The sequence below is a fragment of the Paraburkholderia sp. UCT2 genome (assembly GCF_014397665.1).
GTDB lineage: Bacteria > Pseudomonadota > Gammaproteobacteria > Burkholderiales > Burkholderiaceae > Paraburkholderia > Paraburkholderia tuberum.
This window is the reverse complement of the sequence record NZ_VZQO01000026.1, coordinates 60,718-81,826: the sequence shown is the minus strand read 5'-3', so window position 1 is coordinate 81,826 and position 21,109 is coordinate 60,718. Positions and strand designations below refer to the sequence as shown.

The 21,109-nt window shown below is 65.7% G+C and carries 20 protein-coding genes and 1 pseudogene; 10 read left to right on the top strand and 11 right to left on the bottom strand.

From position 1 onward, the window contains the following. Positions 1–11 precede the first annotated feature (11 nt). The 4 genes from F6X39_RS21730 to F6X39_RS21715 are packed head-to-tail and all read right to left on the bottom strand — an operon-like array spanning position 12 to position 3,692. Positions 12–638 carry an ABC-type transport auxiliary lipoprotein family protein gene (locus F6X39_RS21730; RefSeq protein WP_187618056.1) on the bottom strand — a complete coding sequence of 209 codons (627 nt, stop codon included), beginning with the start codon at positions 636–638 and terminating at the stop codon, positions 12–14. A gap of 30 nt (positions 639–668) precedes the next feature. Continuing rightward, complete coding sequence (locus F6X39_RS21725; RefSeq protein WP_187618055.1) at positions 669–1,637, bottom strand: MlaD family protein; 969 nt, start codon at positions 1,635–1,637, stop codon at positions 669–671. Positions 1,638–1,683: 46 nt separating this feature from the next. Then, on the bottom strand, positions 1,684–2,562 hold the full coding sequence (locus F6X39_RS21720; RefSeq protein WP_018419267.1) for an ABC transporter ATP-binding protein: 879 nt from the start codon (positions 2,560–2,562) through the stop codon (positions 1,684–1,686). Next, positions 2,559–3,692: an MlaE family ABC transporter permease gene (locus F6X39_RS21715; RefSeq protein WP_187618054.1), complete on the bottom strand. Its 1,134-nt coding sequence runs from the start codon at positions 3,690–3,692 to the stop codon at positions 2,559–2,561. Before F6X39_RS21715 ends, F6X39_RS21720 begins: the two co-directional genes overlap by 4 nt. 146 nt (positions 3,693–3,838) lie before the next feature. Between F6X39_RS21715 and F6X39_RS21710 the strand changes: the two genes are divergently transcribed. From F6X39_RS21710 to F6X39_RS21700, 3 genes are all read left to right on the top strand, one after another. Next, positions 3,839–4,777, top strand: a complete 939-nt coding sequence (locus tag F6X39_RS21710; protein ID WP_187618053.1) for a biotin--[acetyl-CoA-carboxylase] ligase — start codon at positions 3,839–3,841, stop codon at positions 4,775–4,777. Continuing rightward, positions 4,774–5,613 carry a type III pantothenate kinase gene (locus tag F6X39_RS21705; RefSeq protein ID WP_187618052.1) on the top strand — a complete coding sequence of 280 codons (840 nt, stop codon included), beginning with the start codon at positions 4,774–4,776 and terminating at the stop codon, positions 5,611–5,613. Before F6X39_RS21710 ends, F6X39_RS21705 begins: the two co-directional genes overlap by 4 nt. Before the next feature lie 159 nt (positions 5,614–5,772). Further along, positions 5,773–6,012 (top strand): hypothetical protein, encoded by a 240-nt coding sequence (locus F6X39_RS21700; protein WP_090802818.1) that lies wholly within the window; start codon positions 5,773–5,775, stop codon positions 6,010–6,012. Between the two features lie 67 nt (positions 6,013–6,079). Here F6X39_RS21700 and rfaE2 read toward each other — a convergent pair whose 3' ends face one another. From rfaE2 to F6X39_RS21670, 6 genes are all read right to left on the bottom strand, one after another. Then, entirely contained in the window at positions 6,080–6,562 is a 483-nt protein-coding gene (gene rfaE2, locus F6X39_RS21695) for a D-glycero-beta-D-manno-heptose 1-phosphate adenylyltransferase (RefSeq protein ID WP_187618051.1), read from the bottom strand. 160 nt (positions 6,563–6,722) lie between these two features. Beyond that, positions 6,723–7,601 carry a ferritin-like domain-containing protein gene (locus F6X39_RS21690; protein WP_184026492.1) on the bottom strand — a complete coding sequence of 293 codons (879 nt, stop codon included), beginning with the start codon at positions 7,599–7,601 and terminating at the stop codon, positions 6,723–6,725. A 539-nt stretch (positions 7,602–8,140) separates the two neighbouring features. Further along, positions 8,141–8,947 carry a PhaM family polyhydroxyalkanoate granule multifunctional regulatory protein gene (locus F6X39_RS21685; RefSeq protein ID WP_187618050.1) on the bottom strand — a complete coding sequence of 269 codons (807 nt, stop codon included), beginning with the start codon at positions 8,945–8,947 and terminating at the stop codon, positions 8,141–8,143. Between the two features lie 82 nt (positions 8,948–9,029). Further along, positions 9,030–9,887 (bottom strand): enoyl-CoA hydratase/isomerase family protein, encoded by an 858-nt coding sequence (locus F6X39_RS21680; RefSeq protein WP_184026485.1) that lies wholly within the window; start codon positions 9,885–9,887, stop codon positions 9,030–9,032. Positions 9,888–9,941: 54 nt separating this feature from the next. Then, the gene (locus tag F6X39_RS21675) at positions 9,942–11,198 is read right to left on the bottom strand and encodes an ABC transporter substrate-binding protein (protein WP_187618049.1); all 1,257 of its coding nucleotides are present in this window, start codon (positions 11,196–11,198) and stop codon (positions 9,942–9,944) included. 132 nt (positions 11,199–11,330) lie between these two features. Beyond that, positions 11,331–12,314 (bottom strand): fumarylacetoacetate hydrolase family protein, encoded by a 984-nt coding sequence (locus tag F6X39_RS21670; RefSeq protein WP_184051339.1) that lies wholly within the window; start codon positions 12,312–12,314, stop codon positions 11,331–11,333. Between the two features lie 147 nt (positions 12,315–12,461). Between F6X39_RS21670 and F6X39_RS21665 the strand changes: the two genes are divergently transcribed. The 7 genes and pseudogenes from F6X39_RS21665 to F6X39_RS21635 all read left to right on the top strand — a co-directional run bounded on the left by F6X39_RS21665 (position 12,462) and on the right by F6X39_RS21635 (position 20,605). Next, positions 12,462–13,388 (top strand): IclR family transcriptional regulator, encoded by a 927-nt coding sequence (locus F6X39_RS21665; RefSeq protein WP_187618048.1) that lies wholly within the window; start codon positions 12,462–12,464, stop codon positions 13,386–13,388. Positions 13,389–13,430: 42 nt separating this feature from the next. Beyond that, positions 13,431–14,750 (top strand): DUF3108 domain-containing protein, encoded by a 1,320-nt coding sequence (locus F6X39_RS21660; RefSeq protein ID WP_187618047.1) that lies wholly within the window; start codon positions 13,431–13,433, stop codon positions 14,748–14,750. A 150-nt stretch (positions 14,751–14,900) separates the two neighbouring features. Next, positions 14,901–15,689: an alpha/beta fold hydrolase gene (locus F6X39_RS21655; protein ID WP_187618046.1), complete on the top strand. Its 789-nt coding sequence runs from the start codon at positions 14,901–14,903 to the stop codon at positions 15,687–15,689. 118 nt (positions 15,690–15,807) lie between these two features. Further along, the gene (locus F6X39_RS21650) at positions 15,808–16,065 is read left to right on the top strand and encodes a DUF3567 domain-containing protein (protein WP_062125693.1); all 258 of its coding nucleotides are present in this window, start codon (positions 15,808–15,810) and stop codon (positions 16,063–16,065) included. A 293-nt stretch (positions 16,066–16,358) separates the two neighbouring features. After that, a complete protein-coding gene (locus F6X39_RS21645) occupies positions 16,359–17,429 on the top strand; it encodes a homocysteine S-methyltransferase family protein (protein ID WP_090802800.1) in 1,071 nt (356 codons plus the stop codon). A gap of 59 nt (positions 17,430–17,488) precedes the next feature. Then, positions 17,489–20,218, top strand: a pseudogene (gene metH, locus F6X39_RS21640) (methionine synthase); the annotation flags it as partial. A 189-nt stretch (positions 20,219–20,407) separates the two neighbouring features. Then, positions 20,408–20,605, top strand: coding sequence for an acid-shock protein (locus F6X39_RS21635; RefSeq protein ID WP_187618044.1), 198 nt, complete (start codon positions 20,408–20,410; stop codon positions 20,603–20,605). A 131-nt stretch (positions 20,606–20,736) separates the two neighbouring features. On the opposite strand, the gene F6X39_RS21630 is transcribed toward F6X39_RS21635, so the two are convergent. After that, on the bottom strand, positions 20,737–21,063 hold the full coding sequence (locus F6X39_RS21630) for a DUF1840 domain-containing protein (RefSeq protein ID WP_018419249.1): 327 nt from the start codon (positions 21,061–21,063) through the stop codon (positions 20,737–20,739). Positions 21,064–21,109 lie beyond the last annotated feature (46 nt).

Genomic DNA, 21,109 nt, shown 5'->3' with positions numbered 1-21,109 from the left:
CTGCCCGGCCGTCATTGCGCGGCGACCAGCGCCTGCGAGCCGAGCCACGTGGTGATCTGCGCGACGAGGTCGTCGCTGGCCGTGGCGAGCGCCCGCGCGCCGCCGGCCGCATCCGCCGAATGCGCGGGCGCGTGCGCGACGAAGGTCTGCTGGCCGATCACCTTGCCGCCCTGCATCAGCGTCGCGCGCGCGGTGATCGCGCCGTGGCTGTCCGTCTGGCTGTCGAACACCTGCTCGAACTCGGTCAGATCGACCCGCAGCACCGGCGCGCTCACGCCGTCCGCGCCCGTCAGCACGGTGCCGCGCTCGCTCAGCGCGTTGCGCAGGCGCTGCGTCAGCAGTTGCGACGGCATCATCGTCCAGTGGCTGTTGGCGTAGGCGGCCGTCTGCTGCGCGTCGGCGTAGCTCAGCCGATAAGTCAGCCGGTCGGATTCGAGCACGGACGGCGCGCTGACCTCCAGCACCTTGACGGCCGGCAGCCGGCTCGCCGCGGCGGCCTGCGGCGGTGGTCCGAAGTCGTAGCGGACGTCCGACACCACCGCGGACGTGCCCGCGCAGCCCGCCGCCAGCACGCCGAACGCAAGCAGCGCCGCGAACGCGGCGCGCGAGGACAACAGTCGGTGAATCGAGCGTGACATGGGCATCTTCCTCTGTTCTAGCCTGCGGATTTAGTGAGCTGCCGGCGCGGCGGCGGCGGGCCACGCGAAGCCGGCCTCGCCCGGACCCGGCGCCGGGCGCGGCGCGCCGAACAGCACGCTGCGCGGATTGGTGTTGAAGGTGTCGGCGGCGCGGTCGATCGATTGCGCCGCCGCGCGCACGTCCTCGGTCAGCGAATTGACGCGCGGCAGCGTCTCGAAGCCGACCTGCGCGGACAGGTCCTGCAGCGACGTGTTCATCTGCGCGAGCGCATCGCCCGCCTGCTGCGCGGCCGTGCCGACCTTGTTCAGATTGCGCTCGAGGGGTCCGTCCGGACGGTTCAGGCCCGTGATCATCTGGTTGGTCGACGCGAGCGTGCGGTTCAGCTGGTCGATCGTGCCGGGCAGCTTGCTGGCGACCGGCGCCATCTCACGAGTCAGCGTCGCGACGCCCGAGGCCGCCTGCGCGATGCTCGCCGCCGTGTCGTGCAGCTGCGCGACCATTTCCGGCGACAGCATGTCGTTCACGTTGTCGGTCACTTTTTCGAGCTTGCGCAGCAGCACCTCGCCGCGTCGCTGCAACTGGTCGAACAGACCCGGGCGCATCGGCAATTGCGCGACCTTTTGGGCCGACGACGGCAGCGGCGTCAGATCGCGCCCGGTATCGTCGAGCTGGATGAACGCGATGCCGGTCACGCCCTGCAAGCCGAGGCTGCCGAACGTCGAATGCGTGATCGGCGCGTGCTCGTCGACCATGATGCGGATCAGGATCTGCCCCGGATGTGTCGGATCGAACTTGATCGACTGCACACGGCCGACGTCGAGCCCGCGAAAGCGCACCGCCGCGTCCGCAAAGAGGCCGTTCACGCTGGTGCGCGCGATCAGGTCGTACGGCACCCGCACCGTGCGGTCGACGTTGAACAGATACGCCGCCAGCGCGATCGCCGCCGTCAGCACGACCGTGAAGAGCCCGGCCCAGAACGCATGCGCTTTGTTTTCCATTGTCAGTTTCCCTGGTTCATAGCGGCCTGGTTCATGGCGGCCGGCCTCACAGCGGCAACTCGGACGACGCCGGCTCGAGCGCCGCCTGCGGCAGCTTCGCGCGGCGCTCGGGCGGCAGCGCCTGCAGCGCGCGGCGCCCGCGCAGGCCGAGGAAATATTCGTGGATGAACGGATGGTCGACGCCCGCGGCCTCCTCGACCGGCGCGTTGACGAGCACTTTGCGATCGGCAAGCACGGCCACGCGTGTCGACAGTGCGACCATCGTATCGAGATCGTGCGTGATCATCACGACCGTCAGACCGAGCGCGCGATGCAGCCCCGAGATCAGCTCGACGAATTCGTCGGACGCCTCCGGGTCGAGGCCGGCGGTCGGTTCGTCGAGGAACAGCAGTTCGGGTTCGAGCGCGATCGCGCGCGCGATGCCAACCCGCTTGATCATGCCGCCCGACAGCGCCGATGGCATCTTCGACGCGTGCTTGCACGGCAGCCCGACCATTTCGAGCTTCAGCATCACGATGTCGCGCAGCAGGTCTTCGGGCACCTTGCCGAGCTCGCGCACCGGTTGCGCGACGTTGTCGAACACCGACAGCGACGAGAACAGCGCGCCGCGCTGGAACAGCATGCCCGAGCGGCTGCGCATCAGCAGCGCGGTGTCGGGCGAGATCGTTGCGAGGTCTTCGCCGAACAGCTTGATCGTGCCCCTCGACGGGCGCTCGAGGCCGAGAATCTGCCGCACCAGCGTGGTTTTGCCCGAGCCCGAGCCGCCGACGATCGACACGATCTCGCCGCGCCGCACGTCGAGGCTCAGATGCTGATGCACGATGTTGCGGCCGTAGCGCTTGGTGATGTCGATCACCTCGATCACCGGCTCGGCGATCGACGGTACGGGTTGGCCGCGTACGGCTTCGGTGAGTGGCGCGATCATCCTAGCCCCACGTTTTGAAAGAGGATCGCGAACACCGCGTCCGCGAGAATCACGATGGTGATCGACGTTACCACCGAGGTCGTCGTGCCTTCGCCGAGACTCTGCGAATTGGCTTTGATACGGAAGCCGAAATGACAGCCGGCGATCGCGATCAGCATGCCGAATACCGCGCCCTTGCCAAGCCCGATCCACAGGTTCGCGATCGGCACGACGTTCGGCAGCTGGCGCGCGAAGAAGCTCATGTCGATGCCGAGCACGAGCTTCGCGGCGAGCGCGCCGCCCGTCAACGAGATCACGTTGGTCCACATCACGAGCAGCGGCATCGCGACGGCCAGTGCGATCACGCGCGGCAGGATCAGCCGCAGGCCGTGCGGGATGCCCATTACGCGCATCGCGTCGAGCTCCTCGGTCACGCGCATCACGCCGATCTGCGCGGTGATCGCCGAGCCCGAGCGGCCCGCCACCAGAATCGCCGACAGCACCGGGCCAAGTTCGCGAATCACCGCGAGGCCGAGAATATTGACGATGAACTGGTTCGCGCCAAACATGCGCAATTGCTGTGCCGACAGATAGCTCAACACGATGCCGATCAGGAACGCGACCAGCGCGGTGATCGGCAGCGCGCGAGCGCCGGCGTTGTAAATGTTCGCGGAGATTTCGGTCCACGGCGTGAGTTTCGGCTTGCGCACGATCGCGAGCAGATCGAGCACGAAGCGCCCGAGCATCGCGACGCCGCCTTGCATGTGCTCGACGAACGAGAAGAGCCCGAGGCCGAGACGCGTAAAGGGATCGAGGCGCGTGACCGGCTCGGCGCTCTCGCGCACCGTGTCGAGCAGCGCGATGCGCTCGAAGATGTCGCGCTGCGTGTCCGTGAGCGCGGTGCCCGGCGGCATCTTGCGGCCCCACACGCGCCACAGCGCCTGGCCGCCGACGTGGTCCATCCTGTCGACGCGCGACAGGTCCCACTCGCCGATGCCCTGCGCGCCGGTCAGCGAACGCAGTTGCGGAATCACGTGCCCGGTGTCGCGATCGCGCGCGAGCGCGAGCGCCGTCCACTGGCCCGAGAGACGGACGATCTTGCCTTGGCTGCCGGCCGCGACTTCAAGGCCGGGCGGAGTGTCGTTGTTCAAGGATCGCGTGAATCTGGTTATCGGATTAGCGGCCATTGTAACGAAGGCTCGGCCGCCGGTCCGCACTGATGCACATCGATCGGCGTCGCCGTTCACCGCTGCGCATTCGAGTCCCGGGCGGGTTCGCTGTGGCTACAATATGGGACATGAATGCCACCAAGACTCCCGCCTCCCCGTCCGCAGCGACAAGCGCGGCACCAGCCTCGTCGTCGGCTTCGACCGACTGGCGCATCGATCGCGAACGCGCGGTCAAGCTGTTCGGCGCGCATGCGCATGACTGGCCGATCGAAATCGTCGAAGAAACCGGCTCGACCAACGCCGACCTGATGACCCACGTGAGAGCCCTGCCGCGCCGCGCGAACGCGCTGCCGCGGCCGATCGTGCGCGTCGCGTATCTGCAGACCGCCGGGCGCGGCCGCCGTGGGCGGCCGTGGTACGCGGAGCCCGGCAACGCGCTGCTGTTTTCGGTCGCGTGCGTCTTGCCGCGACCGCTCGAAGGGCTCGGGGGCTTGAGTCTCGCGGTGGGCGTCGCGCTCGTCGACGGGCTGCGCTCGCTGCCGGTCGCGGGTCCCGGACAGATCGCGCTGAAGTGGCCGAACGACGTGCTGCTCGAAGGCGACAAGCTCGCCGGCATCCTGATCGAAACCGCGTGGAGCACCGACGACGCGAGCGCGGTCGTGATCGGCATCGGCACCAACGTGAAAGGCGCCGACGAACTCGCGGCGAAGGTGGGCGCGCTGAACGCCGAGGTACCGCCGCAGGCGCTCGGCACCGTGCCGACCGCGTTGCAACGCGCGCTGCCGAACGCGAATCTGACCGATACGCTGGCAGCCGAATTGAACGCGCTCGAACCGATGCTGCAGCGCTTCGGCGCCGAAGGCTTCGCGCCGTTCCAGCCGCGCTGGAACGCGGTGCATGCTTACGCGGGCCGCGACGTCGTGCTGCTCGAACAAGGCCAGGAGCTCGCGCGCGGCGTGGCGGCGGGCGTTGACGAGCGTGGCCAGTTGCTGCTCGATACGGCTGAGGGCCGCCAGAGCATCGCGACCGGCGACGTGTCGCTGCGCCTCGCCCACGGTGTCGCATGAGTCAGCGCGCGCCATATCTGCTGATCGACGCGGGCAATAGCCGGATCAAGTGGGCGCTGGTGCAGCCCGATGGGACGCAGTTGGCGAGCGGCGCGCTCGCGCATGACGACCTTGCCGGGCCACGCGCGCGATCGGGTGCGCAACCCGGTTGGACTGACTGGCCGGCGCCATGCGGCGCGTGGCTCTCCAACGTCGCGGGCGCGGAGGTCGCGACGCACATCGCGGCGCTCGTCGACGCGCACTGGCGGCGACTGCCGCTCGCGACGATCCGCGCAAGTGCTCGTCGATGCGGCGTGACCAATTGCTACACGACACCGGACTCGCTCGGCAGCGACCGCTGGGCCGGCATGATCGGCGCGCACGCGACCTTTCCCGGCGAGCATCTGCTGCTCGCGACCTTCGGCACCGCGACGACGCTCGAGGCCTTGCGCGCCGATGGCGCGTTTATCGGCGGATTGATTGCGCCGGGCTGGACGCTGATGATGCGCTCGCTCGGTGAGCACACCGCGCAACTGCCGACGCTCGACGCCGCGCGCGCGCGCGGTCTGCTCGTCGCGGCCGATACCACCGACGCGGGCCGTCGCGGGCCGTTCTTCGCAACGGATACGCCGCGCTCGCTGTCGGCGGGCTGCACGCTGGCGCAGGCCGGATTGATCGAGCGGATGTGGCGGGACCTGCAGGATGAGTGGCAGGTGCCGGTGCGTCTCGTGGTCAGCGGGGGCGCCGCCGACGAAGTGGCAAGCGCCCTGAAAGTGCCGCATACTCGCCACGATTCGCTGGTGCTGTCAGGGCTTGCGCTGATCGCAGCCGAGGATACGGCGCGGCAAAGCGGCTGATTGCCTGCCGTGGCTAGCGTTCGATTCACGACCGGGTGGCGCGTGATGTACGTGTAGAACGTGCGCCTGAGTTGCGCGCAATTCGCCGCCCATTTTCCGAACCCGAGTCTTTCCCGCACGCCCCAGGCTCAACTTCTTTCTGAATTGGAAACACCCACAATGCTTCGCTGGCCGATCGCCATTCTGATTGTTGTCAACGTGCTGGCTTTCGTCGCGCTGCTTGGCGCCTTCGGCCCCACACCCACCGCCAGCGGACGCGAGCCGAATCATCTGAATCGCCAGATTCATCCGGACTGGCTGAAGGTGCGGCCGGTCAGCGCCGCCGATGCGGCCGACCAGGCGGTGGTCGGCGGACCCGCGCCGCAGGCGCCGATTTCGACATCGGAGTTGCCGCAGTAATCAGGTGAACGACGCGATCGGTTAGAAGTTCAGCAGTGCGCCGCGCGTTTTGCGGTAACGGGCCGCATCAACCCTGCGTCCGCACCTTCTTCAACAGCGCGGTCGTCGAGCGATCGTGCTCGAACGCAATCGCGAGCGCCTTGCCGCCCCAACCGCGCACGAGCGCCGATTCGGGCAGCGCGTCCATGTCGTAGTCGCCGCCCTTCACGAGCACGTCCGGGCGCAGCGCGGAAATCAGCTCGACCGGCGTCTTCTCGCCGAAGCCCACCACGTAATCGACGCTTTCCAGCGCCGCTAGCAAGGCCATGCGGTCGGCCTCGTTGTTGATCGGCCGGTCGTCGCCTTTGCCGAGCATCCGCACCGATGCGTCGCTATTGACACCAACGACCAGGCAAGCGCCCAGCGCCTTTGCGTCGGCCAGATAGGTCACGTGACCACGATGCAGGATATCGAACACGCCGTTCGTAAACACGATGGGCGCGCGCAGCGAAGGACGAAGCTTCACCAGGGCATCGCGCGTCAGAATCTTGCGTTCAAAGATGGCGGTCATCGCACGGTCACAGAGTTGGGGAATTAGGGAGTTGGGGCGTGACGGGAACAGGAATGCCAGGTGCCGTCACGATACACGCTGGACGGCCCGAAGCAAAACGGTCCGGCAAGCTCGCGCTTGCCGGACCGCCGTTTGATACGGTGCTGAAACGCCTGAGTCGTTACGCCGGCTGCTGCTGCGCCGGGTTTTGTTCAGCAGCTTGCAGACGCGCGACCACTTCCTTGCGATAACGGTTCAGTTCCTGCGCGGTGTTGAACGTGCGTTCGAACAGCAGCGACAGGTTGTGCAGAATGCGCTCGATGACCTTCTTTTCCCAGCCGTCGTCGAAACGGATCTGCTCGTCGAGCCAGCGCTCGAGCCATTCCGGATCCGGCAGACGCGACTGGATCGTGTCGCGCGGGAACAGCGCCTGGTTCACGTGCAGGTTGGTGGGGTGCAGCGGCTTTTCGGTGCGACGCGCCGACGCCATCAGCACGCCGATCTTCGCGAACGCGGCACGCGCGATGTCACCGGTTTGCGCCATCGCCTTCTTCATGTAGCGCAGATACGCGCCGCCGTGGCGCGCTTCGTCGCGCGAGATAGTTTCGTAGATGTGCTTGATGACTGGCTCGGTATGCCATTCGGCGGCGCGGCGATACCAGTGATTCAGGCGGATTTCGCCGCAGAAGTGCAACATCAGCGTTTCGAGCGGCGGCGCGGGATCGAACTCGAAGCGCACTGCGTGCAGTTCCTCTTCGGTCGGGACCAGTTCCGGCTTGAAGCGGCGCAGGTATTCCATCAGCACCAGCGAGTGCTTCTGCTCCTCGAAGAACCACACGCTCATGAATGCGGAAAAATCGCTGTCATGATGATTGTCACGCAGAAACATTTCCGTGGCGGGCAACGCCGACCATTCCGTGATCGCGTTCATTTTGATCGTCGCGGCTTGCTCGTCGGTCAACAGCGATGCATCGAATTTGTCCCAGGGAATGTCCTTCTCCATGTCCCATCGAACGGATTCGAGCGATTTATAAAGTTCCGGATAAAGCATGGTGTTCATAGTCCCACCCCTGTTCTGCACATACTGTGTGTGTCTGTTGCTGCTACGTGTAGCCGTTTTTACCTACGACGAACGGACGTGCCGTTTATCGGCCAAGCATTCAATTTTACGCGTTAATCAGCCGCCCAGAAGCATCGGGCAGCAAAGAAGTCCGGGCTTTTGTATTGGCGCCTGAAGCGTGAATCAGGCGCCGTGGCCAACCGTGGGTGAGGGATACCCTTTGCCTGAGGTCGAGCCAGTCTGGGTCGACAACCGCACCGTCCAGCCCTGCACCGGTAGCGCCGGCGGCGAATGACGCGAGGGCGGCGGGATTGGTCGTTTTCGGCGCACGCCCCAAAGCCAGATCAAGCTTACACAATGATAGCACGCGCCTCCCACGAAACCCGTGACAGAAGCGGCGCGAGCGCACTGTGGCATTGACTTCTCTCAATAAAGTCGGCGATTCGCGCGGGCGGAAACCGCCGGCGCTGGAATAGGGAAAAACGCAGCCGATCAGTCGCCTTCATCATCGGCCACTGATTCCCGGCGCGCCGTCCGGCTCACGTCGACTTTTTCGGCGTTGCCGCGCTCGTTCCGGCCGCGCGTTTGGCCGACGGCGCGGCGCGCTTCGCCGCCGGCCGTTTGACGGCGGGCTTCGCGTTTTGCGCGGCGGCGCCCGACGCATCGGCGCCCGACGCATCGGCGCCCGACGCATCCGCGGCGTTCGACGGTTCCGGCTTGCCCTGCGTGCCCCCGCCCGCCGCGGCGACCGCGACGGACGGCTGCGTCATCGCGAACTGCGCGATCTGGTTGAACTGCGATTGCAGCAGATTCCACCACGCGGACGCATCGAAGCCGGGCGCCGCGGGCGCTTCCTCTTCGTCGCCGTCGGCCTGCGTGGCGCTTTCGGGCGTGGGCTCGGCCGGCTTCGTCCAACTCGGCGCCGGGGCGGGACTCGGGGCGGTGTTCGGCGCGCCACTCGCGGCGGCACCCGACGCAGCAGCCGCCGCCTGCGACATCGACGATTGCGCGAACGCGCCGAACGCGCGCAGCGTCGCGAGCGTCGCACGTTGCACTTCGAGCGCCTGGATCGCCGACTGCAGCATGCTCAGATTCAGCTTCAGCCATTGCTCGACCGCGCGCATGTCGGTGATGCGCTTGTCGAGTTCCTCGACGCTCGTGAGCGGCGCCATCATGTCGGACATCATCGACAGCGACGGACTCGTGCCCCCACCCGGCTGCGCGCCCGTCATGGCAGCGCCGAACGGCGACAGCCGAATCATGCTCCACATGCGATCGAGCATTTCAGCGGGCGGAAAACCGGGGAAGCCGGGAAAGGGCGGCGCGGAGCCAGTGGTGTCGGTCATGGTTGTCGCCTCGGTGCTGGATGATAGGTGGAGCGCGCGATGCCGCGCGCGTCGATTCGATCATACCGTGTGGGGTATGACATCACGATCGTTGGTCGTTACGTGAACCGCCCGCGCCAAAATCGGGCGCGCGCCGCTCGCGCAATGAGCTCAGGCCCTCGCGCACGTCGGGCCCCGCGAAGCCCATGAATTCCAGCGCGAGCGACGTATCGAACGCCGGCCCCGCCGTGCGCAGCCAGTTGTTCAACGCGTACTTGGTCCAGCGGATGGCAGTCTGCGAACCGTCGGCCAGCTTGCGCGCGACTTCGAACGCCTTCGGCAGCAGATCGCTTTCGTCGACGGCCAGCGACACGAGCCCGATGCGCTCCGCCTCCTCGCCGCTCACCGGCTCGCACAGCAGCAGGTAGTACTTCGCCTTCGCCATGCCGCACAGGAGCGGCCAGACGATCGCCGCATGATCGCCCGCGGCGACGCCGAGGCGCGTGTGTCCGTCGATGATGCGGGCCGTCTTCGCCGCGATCGAGATATCGGCGAGCAGCCCCGCGACGAGCCCCGCGCCGACCGCCGGCCCGTGCATCGCCGACACGATCGGCTTGCCGCAGTTGATCACGTTGTAGACGAGATCGCGCGCTTCGCGCCACACACGCGTGCGCACCTCGAAATCGTTCGCCATGTCCTCGACGAGCTGCAGATCGCCGCCGGCCGAAAAGCCTTTACCCTCGCCGCGAATGATCGCGACGCGCGTATCGGGATCGCGATCGATATCGCGCCAGATTTCCGCGAGCTCGTAGTGCATGCGTGCGTTCGCGGTCGCGAGGCCGCTTTTATTCGCACCCTCGCCGCTCATCACAACTTCGAGCACGCCATGCGGATGACGCTGCAAACGCAGCGACTGGTAGTGCGCGTAGTACGCGTCGTTCGGTTGCGATGGCTGAGGCATGGTGAGCAGTCCGGAGGAGATTCGTTCAGTCGCGCGCGGAACGCCGCGACCCGTTCAATGCGGCTGATAAAGCCACTTGCCATTGGTGATTTCGACCATCACGCGGGCGCGCTGATCGAGCCCGAGATGATCGGCCGCGCTCATGTTGACGACGCCATTGGTGTCCGCGAGACCGCGTGTTCCTTCGAGCGCGTCGCGCAGCGCGCGGCGAAACGGCGGCGTGCCGGGCGCGCCGGCTTTCAGCGCGAGCGGAATCGCATGCTCGAGCAACGCGCCCGCGTCCGACGTGTACGACCCGAATGCCGACACGCTGCCCGCCCCGTGCTGCGCCTCGAAGCGCGCGATGTAATCGAGGGCGAGACCCTTCGCCGGATGATCGGCCGGCAATTGCGCGGCGACCAGCACTGGGCTCGCGGGCAGGAAGGTGCCGTTGCAATCGGCGCCGCACACGCGCAGGAAGTCGTTATTGCCGACGCCGTGGTTGTGATAGATGACGCCCTTGTAGCCGCGCTCGCGCAGCGTTTTCGGCGGCAATGCGGCAGGCGTGCCGGCCGCGCCGACCACTACCGCGTCGGGGTGGGTCGCGAGAATCTTCAGCACCTGGCCGGTCACGCTCGGATCGGTGCGATTGAAACGCTCGCTCGCGACCACGTCGATGTGATGCAGCTGCGCGAACTTCGCGACCTCGGCGTAGAACGTCTCGCCGAGCGCGTCGGCCTGGCCGATGAACGCGATCGTCTTCACGCCGTGTCCGCTCGCATGCTCGGCGATCGCCGCGGCCATCATCGCGTCGGTCTGCGGCGTCTTGAAGACCCAGCGACGTTTCGCGTCGACCGGTTCGATGATTTTCGCGGACGACGCGAGCGAGATCATCGGCGTTTCGCCCTCGGCGACCACGTCGATCATCGCGAGCAAATTCGGCGTGATCGACGAGCCGATGATCGCGTCGACGTGATTCTCGCTGATGAGCTTCCTGGTGTCCTGCACGGCGTGGGTCGTGTCCGATGCATCGTCGAGCACGATGTATTCGACGTTCTGCCCGCCGATCTGTTTGGGTAGCAGCGCGACCGTGTCGCGCGCGGGAATGCCGAGCGACGCGGCCGGCCCGGTCAGCGACAGCACGAGACCGATCTTCACCTGCGCGAACGATGTCAGCGGCAACGCGCAGGCAAGCGCGGCCCACAGCGTCGCGGCGCGCCGCGCGAAGCGCCGACCACGTTGAGGCAAGCCACGCGCGCTCGTGCGCGCTTCTTCAATGGGCGACGCGCAAGCGCGCCGACGTCCAGCTGCGGAGAAGTCCAATCGCGGCATGCTGTCTCCTCACGTCGGGGTTTTCGTTGTGATGTTTGCCGCAGTGTAGCCGCGCGCGCAAGTGGCGGCATCGGGCGAAACCCTTTCGCGCGTACCGCCCGCGTCACAGCATTGCCGCGTGAGCGCCGCGCTTCATTCGAGCGGCGCGATGCTCTGCTCGATCGCACCGAAAATCGACTTGCCCGCATCGTCGAACATTTCGATCCTCACGGTATCGCCGTATTTCATGAACTCCGTTTGCGGCGCGCCGTGCTCGATCGTTTCGAGGCAGCGCTTCTCGGCGATACAGCAGTAGCCGCGTTTCGCGTCCTTGTTCGACACCGTGCCCGAACCGACGATGGCACCAGCACGCAGATTGCGCGTTTTCGCGGCATGCGCGATCAGCTGACCGAAGTGAAACACCATATCGGTGCCCGCGTCGGGCTGGCCGACCTTCCTGCCGTTCCAGTGGACGATCATCGGCCGATGCACGCGGCCTTCGCGCCAGTGTTCGCCGAGCTCGTCGGGCGTCACGGCGACCGGCGCGAATGAGGTGGCCGGCTTGCTCTGGAAAAAGCCGAAGCCCTTCGCGAGTTCGGCGGGGATCAGGTTGCGTAGCGACACGTCGTTGACGAGCATGACCAGCCGCACGCCGCGCAGGGCCTGCTCGGGCGTCGCGCCCATCCGCACATCGCCGGTGACGACCGCGACTTCGGCCTCGAAGTCGATGCCGTACTCTTCCGATGCGCACGCCACGTCGTCGCGCGGGCCGATGAAGTCGTCGCTACCGCCCTGGTACATCAGCGGGTCGGTCCAGAATTCGGGCGGCATTTGCGCGCCGCGCGCGCGCCGCACGAGCTCGACGTGGTTCACGTACGACGAGCCGTCGGCCCACTGGAACGCGCGCGGCAGCGGCGCCATGCACTCTTTGGCGTCGAATGAAAAGCTGTTGCGCGCACGGCCCTGGTTCAGCGCATCGTAAAGGTCGTGCAGTTGCGGCGCGTAGAAGGCCCAGTCGTCGAGCACGCGCTGCAGCGTGGGCGCGATCGCGTCGGCGATGGCCGCCGTGTGCAGGTCGCGGGACACGACGATCAGTTGACCGTCGCGCGTGCCGTCCTTCAGCGAGGCAAGTTTCATAGGGCTGTGAACCGTGTATTAGTGACGATGGAAGGAATGTATTCTACGATGGTGAATCGGCGCGGCCCAATATCTGCGTGTTCGTCGTCGTGTCACCGTAGCCGTCTCCATTACGATCACCGAACGCGCTGCCCGCGCCTTTTGCACATGTCCGCCAACGCCCGCTCCGGCACGATCCGCACCCGCACCGACCCCGCGTCCGCCGACGATCTGCTCGATCCCGCCCATGCAACCGACGCCACCGGCGCCGATGACGAACCCGGCGAGCCCGGCGAAGAAAAACTGCGCTCGGGCATCCAGTCGATCGAGGTCGGTTTCAGGCTGCTCGACGTGCTGACCCACGAGCCGCGCGCGATGATGCTGCGCGATCTCGCGCAGCGCGCGGGCATGAGTCCGGCGAAGGCGCATCGCTATCTGGTCAGCTTTCTGCGTCTCGGCGTGGTCGCGCAGGACCCGCTGTCGGGCCGCTACGAACTCGGCGGCTTCGCTTTGCAGCTGGGGCTCGCGCGGCTTGCTCGCGTCGACGGTGTGAAGCTCGCGCGCATCGCGCTCGCCGAATTGCGCGACCGGCTCGACCTGACCGTCGGCATCGCGGTGTGGGGCAATCAGGGACCGACGATGGTGCACTGGATGGAGTCGAGCTATCCGGCCAAGGCGTCGCTGAAGCTCGGCGACGTGATGCCCTTGCTCAGTTCGGCGACCGGTCTGCTGTTCGCCGCCTACCTGCCGTCCGGCAAGACCGCCGCGATGCTCGAGCGCGAGCTGGCCGACTCGCGGCGCTCGTCGTATAGCGGCGCGCCACGCACCCGCGAAGAGGTCGACAAGGTGCTCGCCGAGGTGCGCGAGCACGAGGCTGCGCGCGTCGAAGGCATGCTGCTGCCGACGATCCACGCGTTCTCCATGCCGGTGTTCGATTCGACCGGCGAACTCGCGCTCGGTCTCGTCGCGCTCGGCCATGAAGGCGCGTTCGATATCCGCTGGGGCGGCGAGATCGATACCGCGCTGCGCGAATGCGCGCGCAAGCTGTCGTACGAACTCGGCTATAGCGCGACGTCGCGTGGTGACAACGGTTGATACGCACCGTATCCTTTCACGCTCTCACCGATTCAAGCGCCGATGGATTTTGCTTCTGCCAACCGCCGTCATGATCGCCTGCCCGCTTTTGGTAGCGGGCCGGGACGCGGCGCGCGCGCGTGGCGCTGGATCGCCGTCCTCGCGGCCGTCGCGGTTGTGCACTGGATCGCGGCGCAATGGTTCGAGCGCAATCGCGTGGATCTGAATCCGGCGAATCACGAGCATGTGCCGGTGCAGGTCGTGCTGCTGACGCCCGAAAGGGTCGAGCGTCAACCCGTGCCACAGCCCGCCGTGCCGGCACCGCATCCGCCCTCGCCAGCACGCAAGCCCGCGGCGAGGCCGCCGCGCGAGCAGCATGTGATGACCGCGTTGCAACCGGCCAAACCGAACGAGCCCGCGGCCACGCCGGCATCGGAGGTGGCGGCTAGCGCGCCACCCGCCACCGCGAACGCGAATGCATCGGCCCATGCGAATGCCAGTGGCGCCGTCGCGAGCGCCCCTGCCGCGGCCAGCGCGCCGCAAGCGTCGCAGGGCGTGAAGTTTTCGGTACCGCCGTCGGCCGAACTCGACTACGACACGTTCTACAACGGCGTGCGCAACGCGCCCGGCACGATCCATTGGGCGAGCGACGGGCAGGGCTACGAAATGGTCGTATCAGTGCCGCTGCCGTTCGTCGGTCCGTTCGTGTTTTCGAGCCACGGCGGCATCGATGCCTTTGGCCTCGCGCCGGCGCAGTACAGCGAAAAGCGTGGCCGTCGCGCCGAAGACATCGCGATCTTCAATCGCAACGACAAGAAGGTTGGCTTTACGCGCACGCCCGCCTCGTTGCCGTTGCCCGACGGCGCGCAGGATCGCTTCAGTGTCGTGATGCAGCTCGCGAGCCTCGTGCGCGGCGATCCTGACGCCTATAAGCCTGGCGTGACGCGACAGTTTTTCGTCGTCGATACCGATAGCGGGGAGAATTGGCCGATCGAGACGATCGGCGACGAAACGATCCGCGCCGCGCAAGGCTATCTGGAGACGCGTCACTTCAAACGTCTGCCGCGGCACGATGGCGACCAGCGCCGCGTCGATGTGTGGCTCGCCCCGTCCCTTGGCTGGCTGCCGGCGCGCATCCTGCAGACGGAGCCGAACGGTACCCAGTTCGAACTGGTGTGGCGCGGCAAGCTGAATGTCGATGGCACGTCGCCGGATGACCGCGGCAATGGTGGCGCGCCGGCCACGCCTGCTGCACCCGCAGCCCCCGCTGCCACGGGCCCTGCAACGCCGGCGCCGGCTCCGGCCGACGCATCGGCAGTAACACCCGAGGCCGCCCCAGTTGCACCGGTCGATTCGACCGCTCCGACCATCATCAAACCGTGACAGGTTTCGTGACAGAGTGTCACGAGCAAATCCGCACGAGATCGGCGAAACTTCCTTTGCAACGCTGACTCGCACGTCAATGGAGCCCCGTTCGCGCGAACGAGGCGACCCACCGCGCTTTTTCACTGCGTTTCCTTCAAAGGAGTCCGCATGCAAGTGAACATCAACGGTATCGACACACGCTACGTGCTGAGCAACGAAGGCGGCGGCCCGTGGCTCACGTTCATCCATCAGTTGGGCGGCGATCTCTCCATCTGGGATCAGATGGCAGGCTATTTCCGCGACGATTACACGGTGCTGCGCTACGACGTGCGCGGCCACGGCCACAGCGCGGTTGCGCGCGAGCCGTTCGCCATGCGCGATCTGGCCGACGATCTCGCCAAACTGCTCGATGCCCTCGGCGCGCGGACGACGCACCTGGTCGGCCTGTCGCTCGGCGGCATGATTGCGCAGCAGTTCGCGCTCGACCATCCATCGCGCATCGACACGCTGACGATTGCCGACAGCACCGGCGGCACTCCGCCCGAGAACCGCGAGTTGTGGAATCAGCGCGCCCACACCGCGCGCAGCGACGGCATGGAGGCGCTGTTACCGTCGACGATCGCGCGTTGGCTCACGCCCGACTTTCAGGCCGGCCATCCCGAAGCGGTCGAGCCGATCCGTGAGACATTTGCGCGCACCTCGCCGGAAGGTTTTGCGATGGCCTGCGAGGCACTGCGCGATTTCGACCTTCGCGGCCAGCACGGCGCAATCCGCTTGCCGACGCTGACGGTGGCCGGACGTCACGACACTGGCACGCCCCCTGCTGCTACGCAGGCAATAGCGGAGGCGATCGAGGGCGCCCGCTTCGAGTTGCTGGACGCCGCGCATCTCGCGCCAATCGAGCAATCACAGCGTTTCGCCGCCTTGCTTGAATCGTTTCTGGAGCGGCGAGTCTAACCGTCAGGTCCGGAGTTTTTACTTGCGTCGTCCGGACCCACCCCTTGAATTCCATCCCACATGCTCCACCTACGGTGCAGAAAAGGGCAGGAGCCCAACGGAAATAAGGAGTGTCGCCATGCAAATGATCTATAACAGCCCTAACTACTGTGTCGTCGAGTTTCCTCCGCAGGAAGGTCTGCTTGCCATGAAGTCGGGCGGCTACGAGATTGTCGACAAGAACATGCAGCGCGAAATCTACATCGATGGGGCAATGGCGGCGCGTTTTCGCGAGCATGTGCAAAAGCTGATCGAAGGCGAGCCGACGCTCGACGAGGTTGATGAATTCCTCGGTCAATTCGACAGTCTGATGCATCAACCGGTGGTCCTGCATTGACCGGAGGTGTTCAGCTGGCGCTCTGGCGACATCGATCGACCGCACCGCGCGGCTTTGGCGGCGGGTTCCATCAAGCGGTCGGCGGCAGCGAAACGGCCCGGCAGGCTTTGGCTTGCCGGGCCGTTTTTTATTGCATCGTTTGTTAGCGCGTTTCTGAATTCCCGGCGCGGCGCGTTCGTATCGGTCGATTTTGCCGGCCGCGCCTCGCACTCTCCTCCGCGGCGGGCGCATCCGCCCGGCTGCGGCTACAATGACAGGCTTTCCGCCAACGCCGGCGCAAGCCCTCGTCCGCCATGACCCAGCCTGCTCAATCCATCACGCCAGTCCGTTCGGAGCCCGCCTACACCCGCGGCGCAGCGCTGCCCGCGCTGCTGAACTCGCGCATCCTGATTCTGGACGGCGCGATGGGCACGATGATCCAGCGCTACAAGCTCGACGAAGCCAGCTATCGCGGCGAGCGCTTCAAGGACTACGCGCGCGACATCAAGGGCAACAACGAACTGCTGTCGATCACCCAGCCGCAGATCATCGCCGAGATTCACGAGCAGTATCTCGCGGCGGGCGCGGACATCATCGAGACCAACACGTTCGGCGCGACCACGGTCGCGCAGGCCGACTACGGCATGGAATCGCTCGCCGTCGAGATGAACATCGAATCGGCGAAGCTCGCGCGCGCCGCGTGCGACAAATACGCAACGCCGGACAAGCCGCGCTTCGTCGCCGGCGCGATCGGCCCGACGCCGAAAACCGCCAGCATTTCGCCGGACGTCAACGATCCGGGCGCGCGCAACGTGACCTTCGACGAACTGCGCGCCGCGTACTACGAGCAGGCGAAAGCGCTGCTCGACGGCGGCGCGGACCTGTTCCTCGTCGAAACGATCTTCGACACGCTGAATGCGAAGGCCGCACTGTTCGCGCTCGACGAGCTGTTCGAAAACACCGGCGAGCGTCTGCCTATCATGATCTCGGGCACCGTCACCGATGCGTCGGGCCGCATTCTGTCGGGCCAGACCGTCGAGGCCTTCTGGAACTCGCTGCGTCACGCGAAGCCGCTCACGTTCGGCCTGAACTGCGCGCTCGGCGCGGCGCTGATGCGTCCGTACATCGCCGAGCTCGCGAAGCTGTGCGACACCTACGTGTCGTGCTATCCGAACGCCGGCCTGCCGAACCCGATGAGCGACACCGGCTTCGACGAATTGCCCGCGGATACCTCTGGCCTGCTGAAGGAATTCGCCGAAGCGGGGCTCGTGAACATCGCCGGCGGCTGCTGCGGCACGACGCCCGAGCACATCGCGGCGATCGCGAAGGCGCTCGCCGAGCTGAAGCCGCGCAAGTGGCCGAGCCAGTATCGCGACGCGGCCTGAGCCCGCCTGAAACACTTCGCCCTGACGCCCTGCACGTCCCTTAACGCACGCACCCGACTCGCACACACGCCATGACCGATCACACCATGCGCCTTGCCGGCCTCGAGCCGTTCAACGTCACGTCCGGGACGCTCTTCATCAACGTTGGCGAACGCACCAATGTGACCGGCTCGAAAGCGTTCGCGCGAATGATCCTGAACAATCAGTTCGACGAAGCATTGGCCGTCGCGCGCCACCAGGTCGAGAACGGCGCGCAGGTAATCGACATCAACATGGACGAGGCGATGCTCGATTCGAAAGCGGCAATGGTCCGCTTCATGAATCTGATCGCGTCGGAGCCGGACATCGCGCGCGTGCCGATCATGATCGACTCGTCGAAGTGGGACGTGATCGAGGCGGGTCTCAAGTGCGTGCAGGGCAAGGCGATCGTCAACTCGATCTCGCTGAAGGAAGGCAAGGAAGCGTTCGTTCATCATGCGAAGCTGATTCGCCGCTATGGCGCGGCTGCGGTCGTGATGGCGTTCGACGAACAGGGCCAGGCCGATACGTTCCAGCGCAAGACCGGGATTTGCAAGCGCTCGTACGACGTGCTCGTCAACGAAGTCGGCTTTCCGCCCGAGGACATCATCTTCGATCCGAACATCTTTGCGATCGCGACCGGCATCGAGGAACACAACAACTATGCGGTCGACTTCATCGAGGCGACCCGCTGGATCAAGCAGAACCTGCCGTACGCGAAGGTGAGCGGCGGCGTGTCGAACGTGTCGTTCTCGTTCCGCGGCAACGATCCGGTGCGCGAGGCGATTCACACCGTGTTCCTCTATCACGCGATCCAGGCGGGGATGGACATGGGCATCGTCAACGCGGGCCAGCTCGGCGTGTATGCCGAACTCGATCCCGAACTGCGCGAGCTCGTCGAAGACGTCGTGCTGAATCGCCGTCAAGACGGCACCGACCGCCTGCTCGAAATCGCCGACAAGTTCAAAAGCGGCGCCGCGAAGAAGGAAGAGAACCTCGAGTGGCGCAAGCAGCCGGTCGAGAAGCGTCTCGCGCATGCGCTCGTGAGCGGCATCACCACGTTCATCGTCGAAGACACCGAGGAAGTGCGCGCGAAGATCGCCGCTGCAGGCGGCCGTCCGATCAACGTGATCGAAGGTCCGCTGATGGACGGCATGAACATCGTCGGCGACCTGTTCGGCCAGGGCAAGATGTTCCTGCCGCAGGTCGTGAAGTCGGCGCGCGTAATGAAGCAGGCGGTCGCGCATCTGATCCCGTTCATCGAGGAAGAAAAGCGCCAGCTCGCGGCGGCCGGCGGCGACGTGCGCGCCAAGGGCAAGATCGTCATCGCGACCGTGAAGGGCGACGTGCACGACATCGGCAAGAACATCGTGTCGGTCGTGCTCCAGTGCAACAACTTCGAAGTGGTCAACATGGGCGTGATGGTCCCGTGCAGCGAGATCCTCGCGAAGGCGAAGGTCGAGGGCGCGGACATCATCGGGCTGTCGGGCCTGATTACGCCGAGTCTCGAAGAAATGGCCTACGTCGCATCGGAAATGCAGCGCGACGACTACTTCCGCGTCAAGAAGATTCCGCTCCTGATCGGCGGCGCGACGACCTCGCGTGTGCACACGGCGGTGAAGATCTCTCCGCACTACGACGGGCCGGTGGTCTACGTCCCGGACGCGTCGCGCTCGGTATCGGTCGCCTCGAGCCTGCTGTCCGACGAGGGCGCCGCGAAGTACATCGACGAACTGAACGCCGACTACAACCGCATCCGCGATCAGCATGCGAACAAAAAAGCACAGCCGATGGTCACGCTCGCGCAAGCGCGCGCCAATAAGACGAAGATCGACTGGGCAGGCTATCAGCCGGTCAAGCCGAAGTTCATCGGCCGGCGCGTGTTCAAGAACTTCGATCTGAACGAGCTCGCGAACTATATCGACTGGGGTCCGTTCTTCCAGACGTGGGATCTCGCCGGCCCATATCCGGCGATTCTCAATGACGAGATCGTCGGCGAATCGGCGCGGCGCGTGTTCTCCGACGGCAAGTCGATGCTCGCGCGCCTGATCCAGGGCCGCTGGCTGCAGGCCAACGGCGTGATCACGCTGTTGCCGGCCAATACGGTGAACGACGACGACATCGAAATCTACACGGACGAATCGCGCACCGAAGTCGCGCTGACGTGGCGCAATCTGCGTCAACAGAGCGTGCGGCCGGTGGTCGACGGGGTGATGCGACCGAACCGCTCGCTGGCCGACTTCATCGCGCCGAAGGACTCGGGCGTCGCCGACTACATCGGCATGTTCGCGGTGACGGCGGGTCTTGGCGTCGACGTGAAGGAGAGGCAGTTCGAGAAGGATCTCGACGACTACAGCGCGATCATGCTGAAGGCGCTCGCGGACCGGCTCGCCGAAGCATTCGCCGAAGCGTTGCACGCGCGCGTGCGGCGCGACCTGTGGGGCTACGCGAACAGCGAAAACCTCTCCAGCGACGAGCTGATCGCCGAAAAATACCGAGGCATCCGCCCGGCGCCAGGCTATCCGGCCTGCCCCGACCACCTCGTCAAGCGCGACATGTTCGACGTGCTGCGGGCGAACGAAATCAACATGAGCGTGACCGAATCGCTGGCGATGCTGCCGGCGGCGAGCGTGTCGGGCTTCTACCTCGCGCATCCGGACAGCACCTATTTCTCGGTCGGCAAGATCGGCGCGGATCAGCTCGACGACTACGCGCAGCGGATGTCGCTCACGAAAGCGGACGCCGAGCGCGCGTTGGCGCCGTTGCTTTGAGCGTGAAGCGATACGTGGCCGGGCCGTGCGGCCCGGGCCGCGCGTGCGCGACTATATCGAGTCCGAAAGACAGAATATTTGGCGCCACGGCAATTTCGGCTTTGTAGACTGAGTCGGCTTTCATCCCGTCAGGCGCGAGCACAACGCGCCGGCTCACCGAGATTGCAACCGTCAACGGAGAAAAATCGTATGAAGAAGCTGACACTGTTATTGACCGCTGTTTCGCTGGCCGCGGACGCTTCCGTGGCGCTCGCGCAACCCGCCGCTCCGGGCGGATCGAGCGCGGTCAGCTCCTACTCGCCCCCCACCGAGGCGCATGTCAAAAAGGCGAAGAAGCAAAAGATGAAGAAAGGCGCGGCAGCGTCGGCGGCCCCCGCGAGCCAGTGAGCGGCGAGGCGGACAAGCCCTCTGAATGACAAAGAGCCCGCGTCAAGCGGGCTTCTTTCTTTGAGTGCGCCCCAAAAGCGCTTATGAAGGCCTTCTGAGACCGGGCCGCGGCGCTCGGGACCCAGCAGAAATCAAAGCCCCCAGACGATATCCGCGTTTTCCTTCTGCGCCGCGCGCAGCATGTCGAGGAACGGATACGCGCGCTGCGCGAGTCCGGGCGGAATCTCGTGACGATCGCGGCCGTCTTCGCCCTCGTGGAAATGGCCCTCGTGCTCGGCGCGCTCCTGCTTGTCGGAGGTGATCGCCGCTTCGAGCTTCTCGATGGCCGGGCCCAGTTCGTCGTGAGTAATGACGCCCCGCTGCCCAAGGCGTTTGCCGACAATGCCGACCAGATACTGCGCCAGATTCTCCAGCATCATCACGTCCGGGCAGGCGTGGCACTTGAAAGTAATCAGCATGACTGTTCCCTTTTTCGTTATGTCGGGTTAACGCATGAGCGTCCCA

Bases quoted from the DNA above. Each gene is read 5' to 3' on its own strand.
- F6X39_RS21680 (WP_184026485.1), bottom strand. From the start codon at position 9,887: ATGCCTCAGCCATCGCAACCGAACGACGCGTACTACGCGCACTACCAG.
- F6X39_RS21665 (WP_187618048.1), top strand. From the start codon at position 12,462: ATGTCCGCCAACGCCCGCTCCGGCACGATCCGCACCCGCACCGACCCC.
- F6X39_RS21690 (WP_184026492.1), bottom strand. From the start codon at position 7,601: ATGAACACCATGCTTTATCCGGAACTTTATAAATCGCTCGAATCCGTT.
- F6X39_RS21685 (WP_187618050.1), bottom strand. From the start codon at position 8,947: ATGACCGACACCACTGGCTCCGCGCCGCCCTTTCCCGGCTTCCCCGGT.
- F6X39_RS21650 (WP_062125693.1), top strand. From the start codon at position 15,808: ATGCAAATGATCTATAACAGCCCTAACTACTGTGTCGTCGAGTTTCCT.
- F6X39_RS21730 (WP_187618056.1), bottom strand. From the start codon at position 638: ATGTCACGCTCGATTCACCGACTGTTGTCCTCGCGCGCCGCGTTCGCG.
- F6X39_RS21725 (WP_187618055.1), bottom strand. From the start codon at position 1,637: ATGGAAAACAAAGCGCATGCGTTCTGGGCCGGGCTCTTCACGGTCGTG.
- F6X39_RS21660 (WP_187618047.1), top strand. From the start codon at position 13,431: ATGGATTTTGCTTCTGCCAACCGCCGTCATGATCGCCTGCCCGCTTTT.
- F6X39_RS21700 (WP_090802818.1), top strand. From the start codon at position 5,773: ATGCTTCGCTGGCCGATCGCCATTCTGATTGTTGTCAACGTGCTGGCT.
- F6X39_RS21670 (WP_184051339.1), bottom strand. From the start codon at position 12,314: ATGAAACTTGCCTCGCTGAAGGACGGCACGCGCGACGGTCAACTGATC.
- F6X39_RS21635 (WP_187618044.1), top strand. From the start codon at position 20,408: ATGAAGAAGCTGACACTGTTATTGACCGCTGTTTCGCTGGCCGCGGAC.
- F6X39_RS21655 (WP_187618046.1), top strand. From the start codon at position 14,901: ATGCAAGTGAACATCAACGGTATCGACACACGCTACGTGCTGAGCAAC.
- F6X39_RS21710 (WP_187618053.1), top strand. From the start codon at position 3,839: ATGAATGCCACCAAGACTCCCGCCTCCCCGTCCGCAGCGACAAGCGCG.
- F6X39_RS21705 (WP_187618052.1), top strand. From the start codon at position 4,774: ATGAGTCAGCGCGCGCCATATCTGCTGATCGACGCGGGCAATAGCCGG.
- F6X39_RS21720 (WP_018419267.1), bottom strand. From the start codon at position 2,562: ATGATCGCGCCACTCACCGAAGCCGTACGCGGCCAACCCGTACCGTCG.
- F6X39_RS21630 (WP_018419249.1), bottom strand. From the start codon at position 21,063: ATGCTGATTACTTTCAAGTGCCACGCCTGCCCGGACGTGATGATGCTG.
- rfaE2 (WP_187618051.1), bottom strand. From the start codon at position 6,562: ATGACCGCCATCTTTGAACGCAAGATTCTGACGCGCGATGCCCTGGTG.
- F6X39_RS21645 (WP_090802800.1), top strand. From the start codon at position 16,359: ATGACCCAGCCTGCTCAATCCATCACGCCAGTCCGTTCGGAGCCCGCC.
- F6X39_RS21675 (WP_187618049.1), bottom strand. From the start codon at position 11,198: ATGCCGCGATTGGACTTCTCCGCAGCTGGACGTCGGCGCGCTTGCGCG.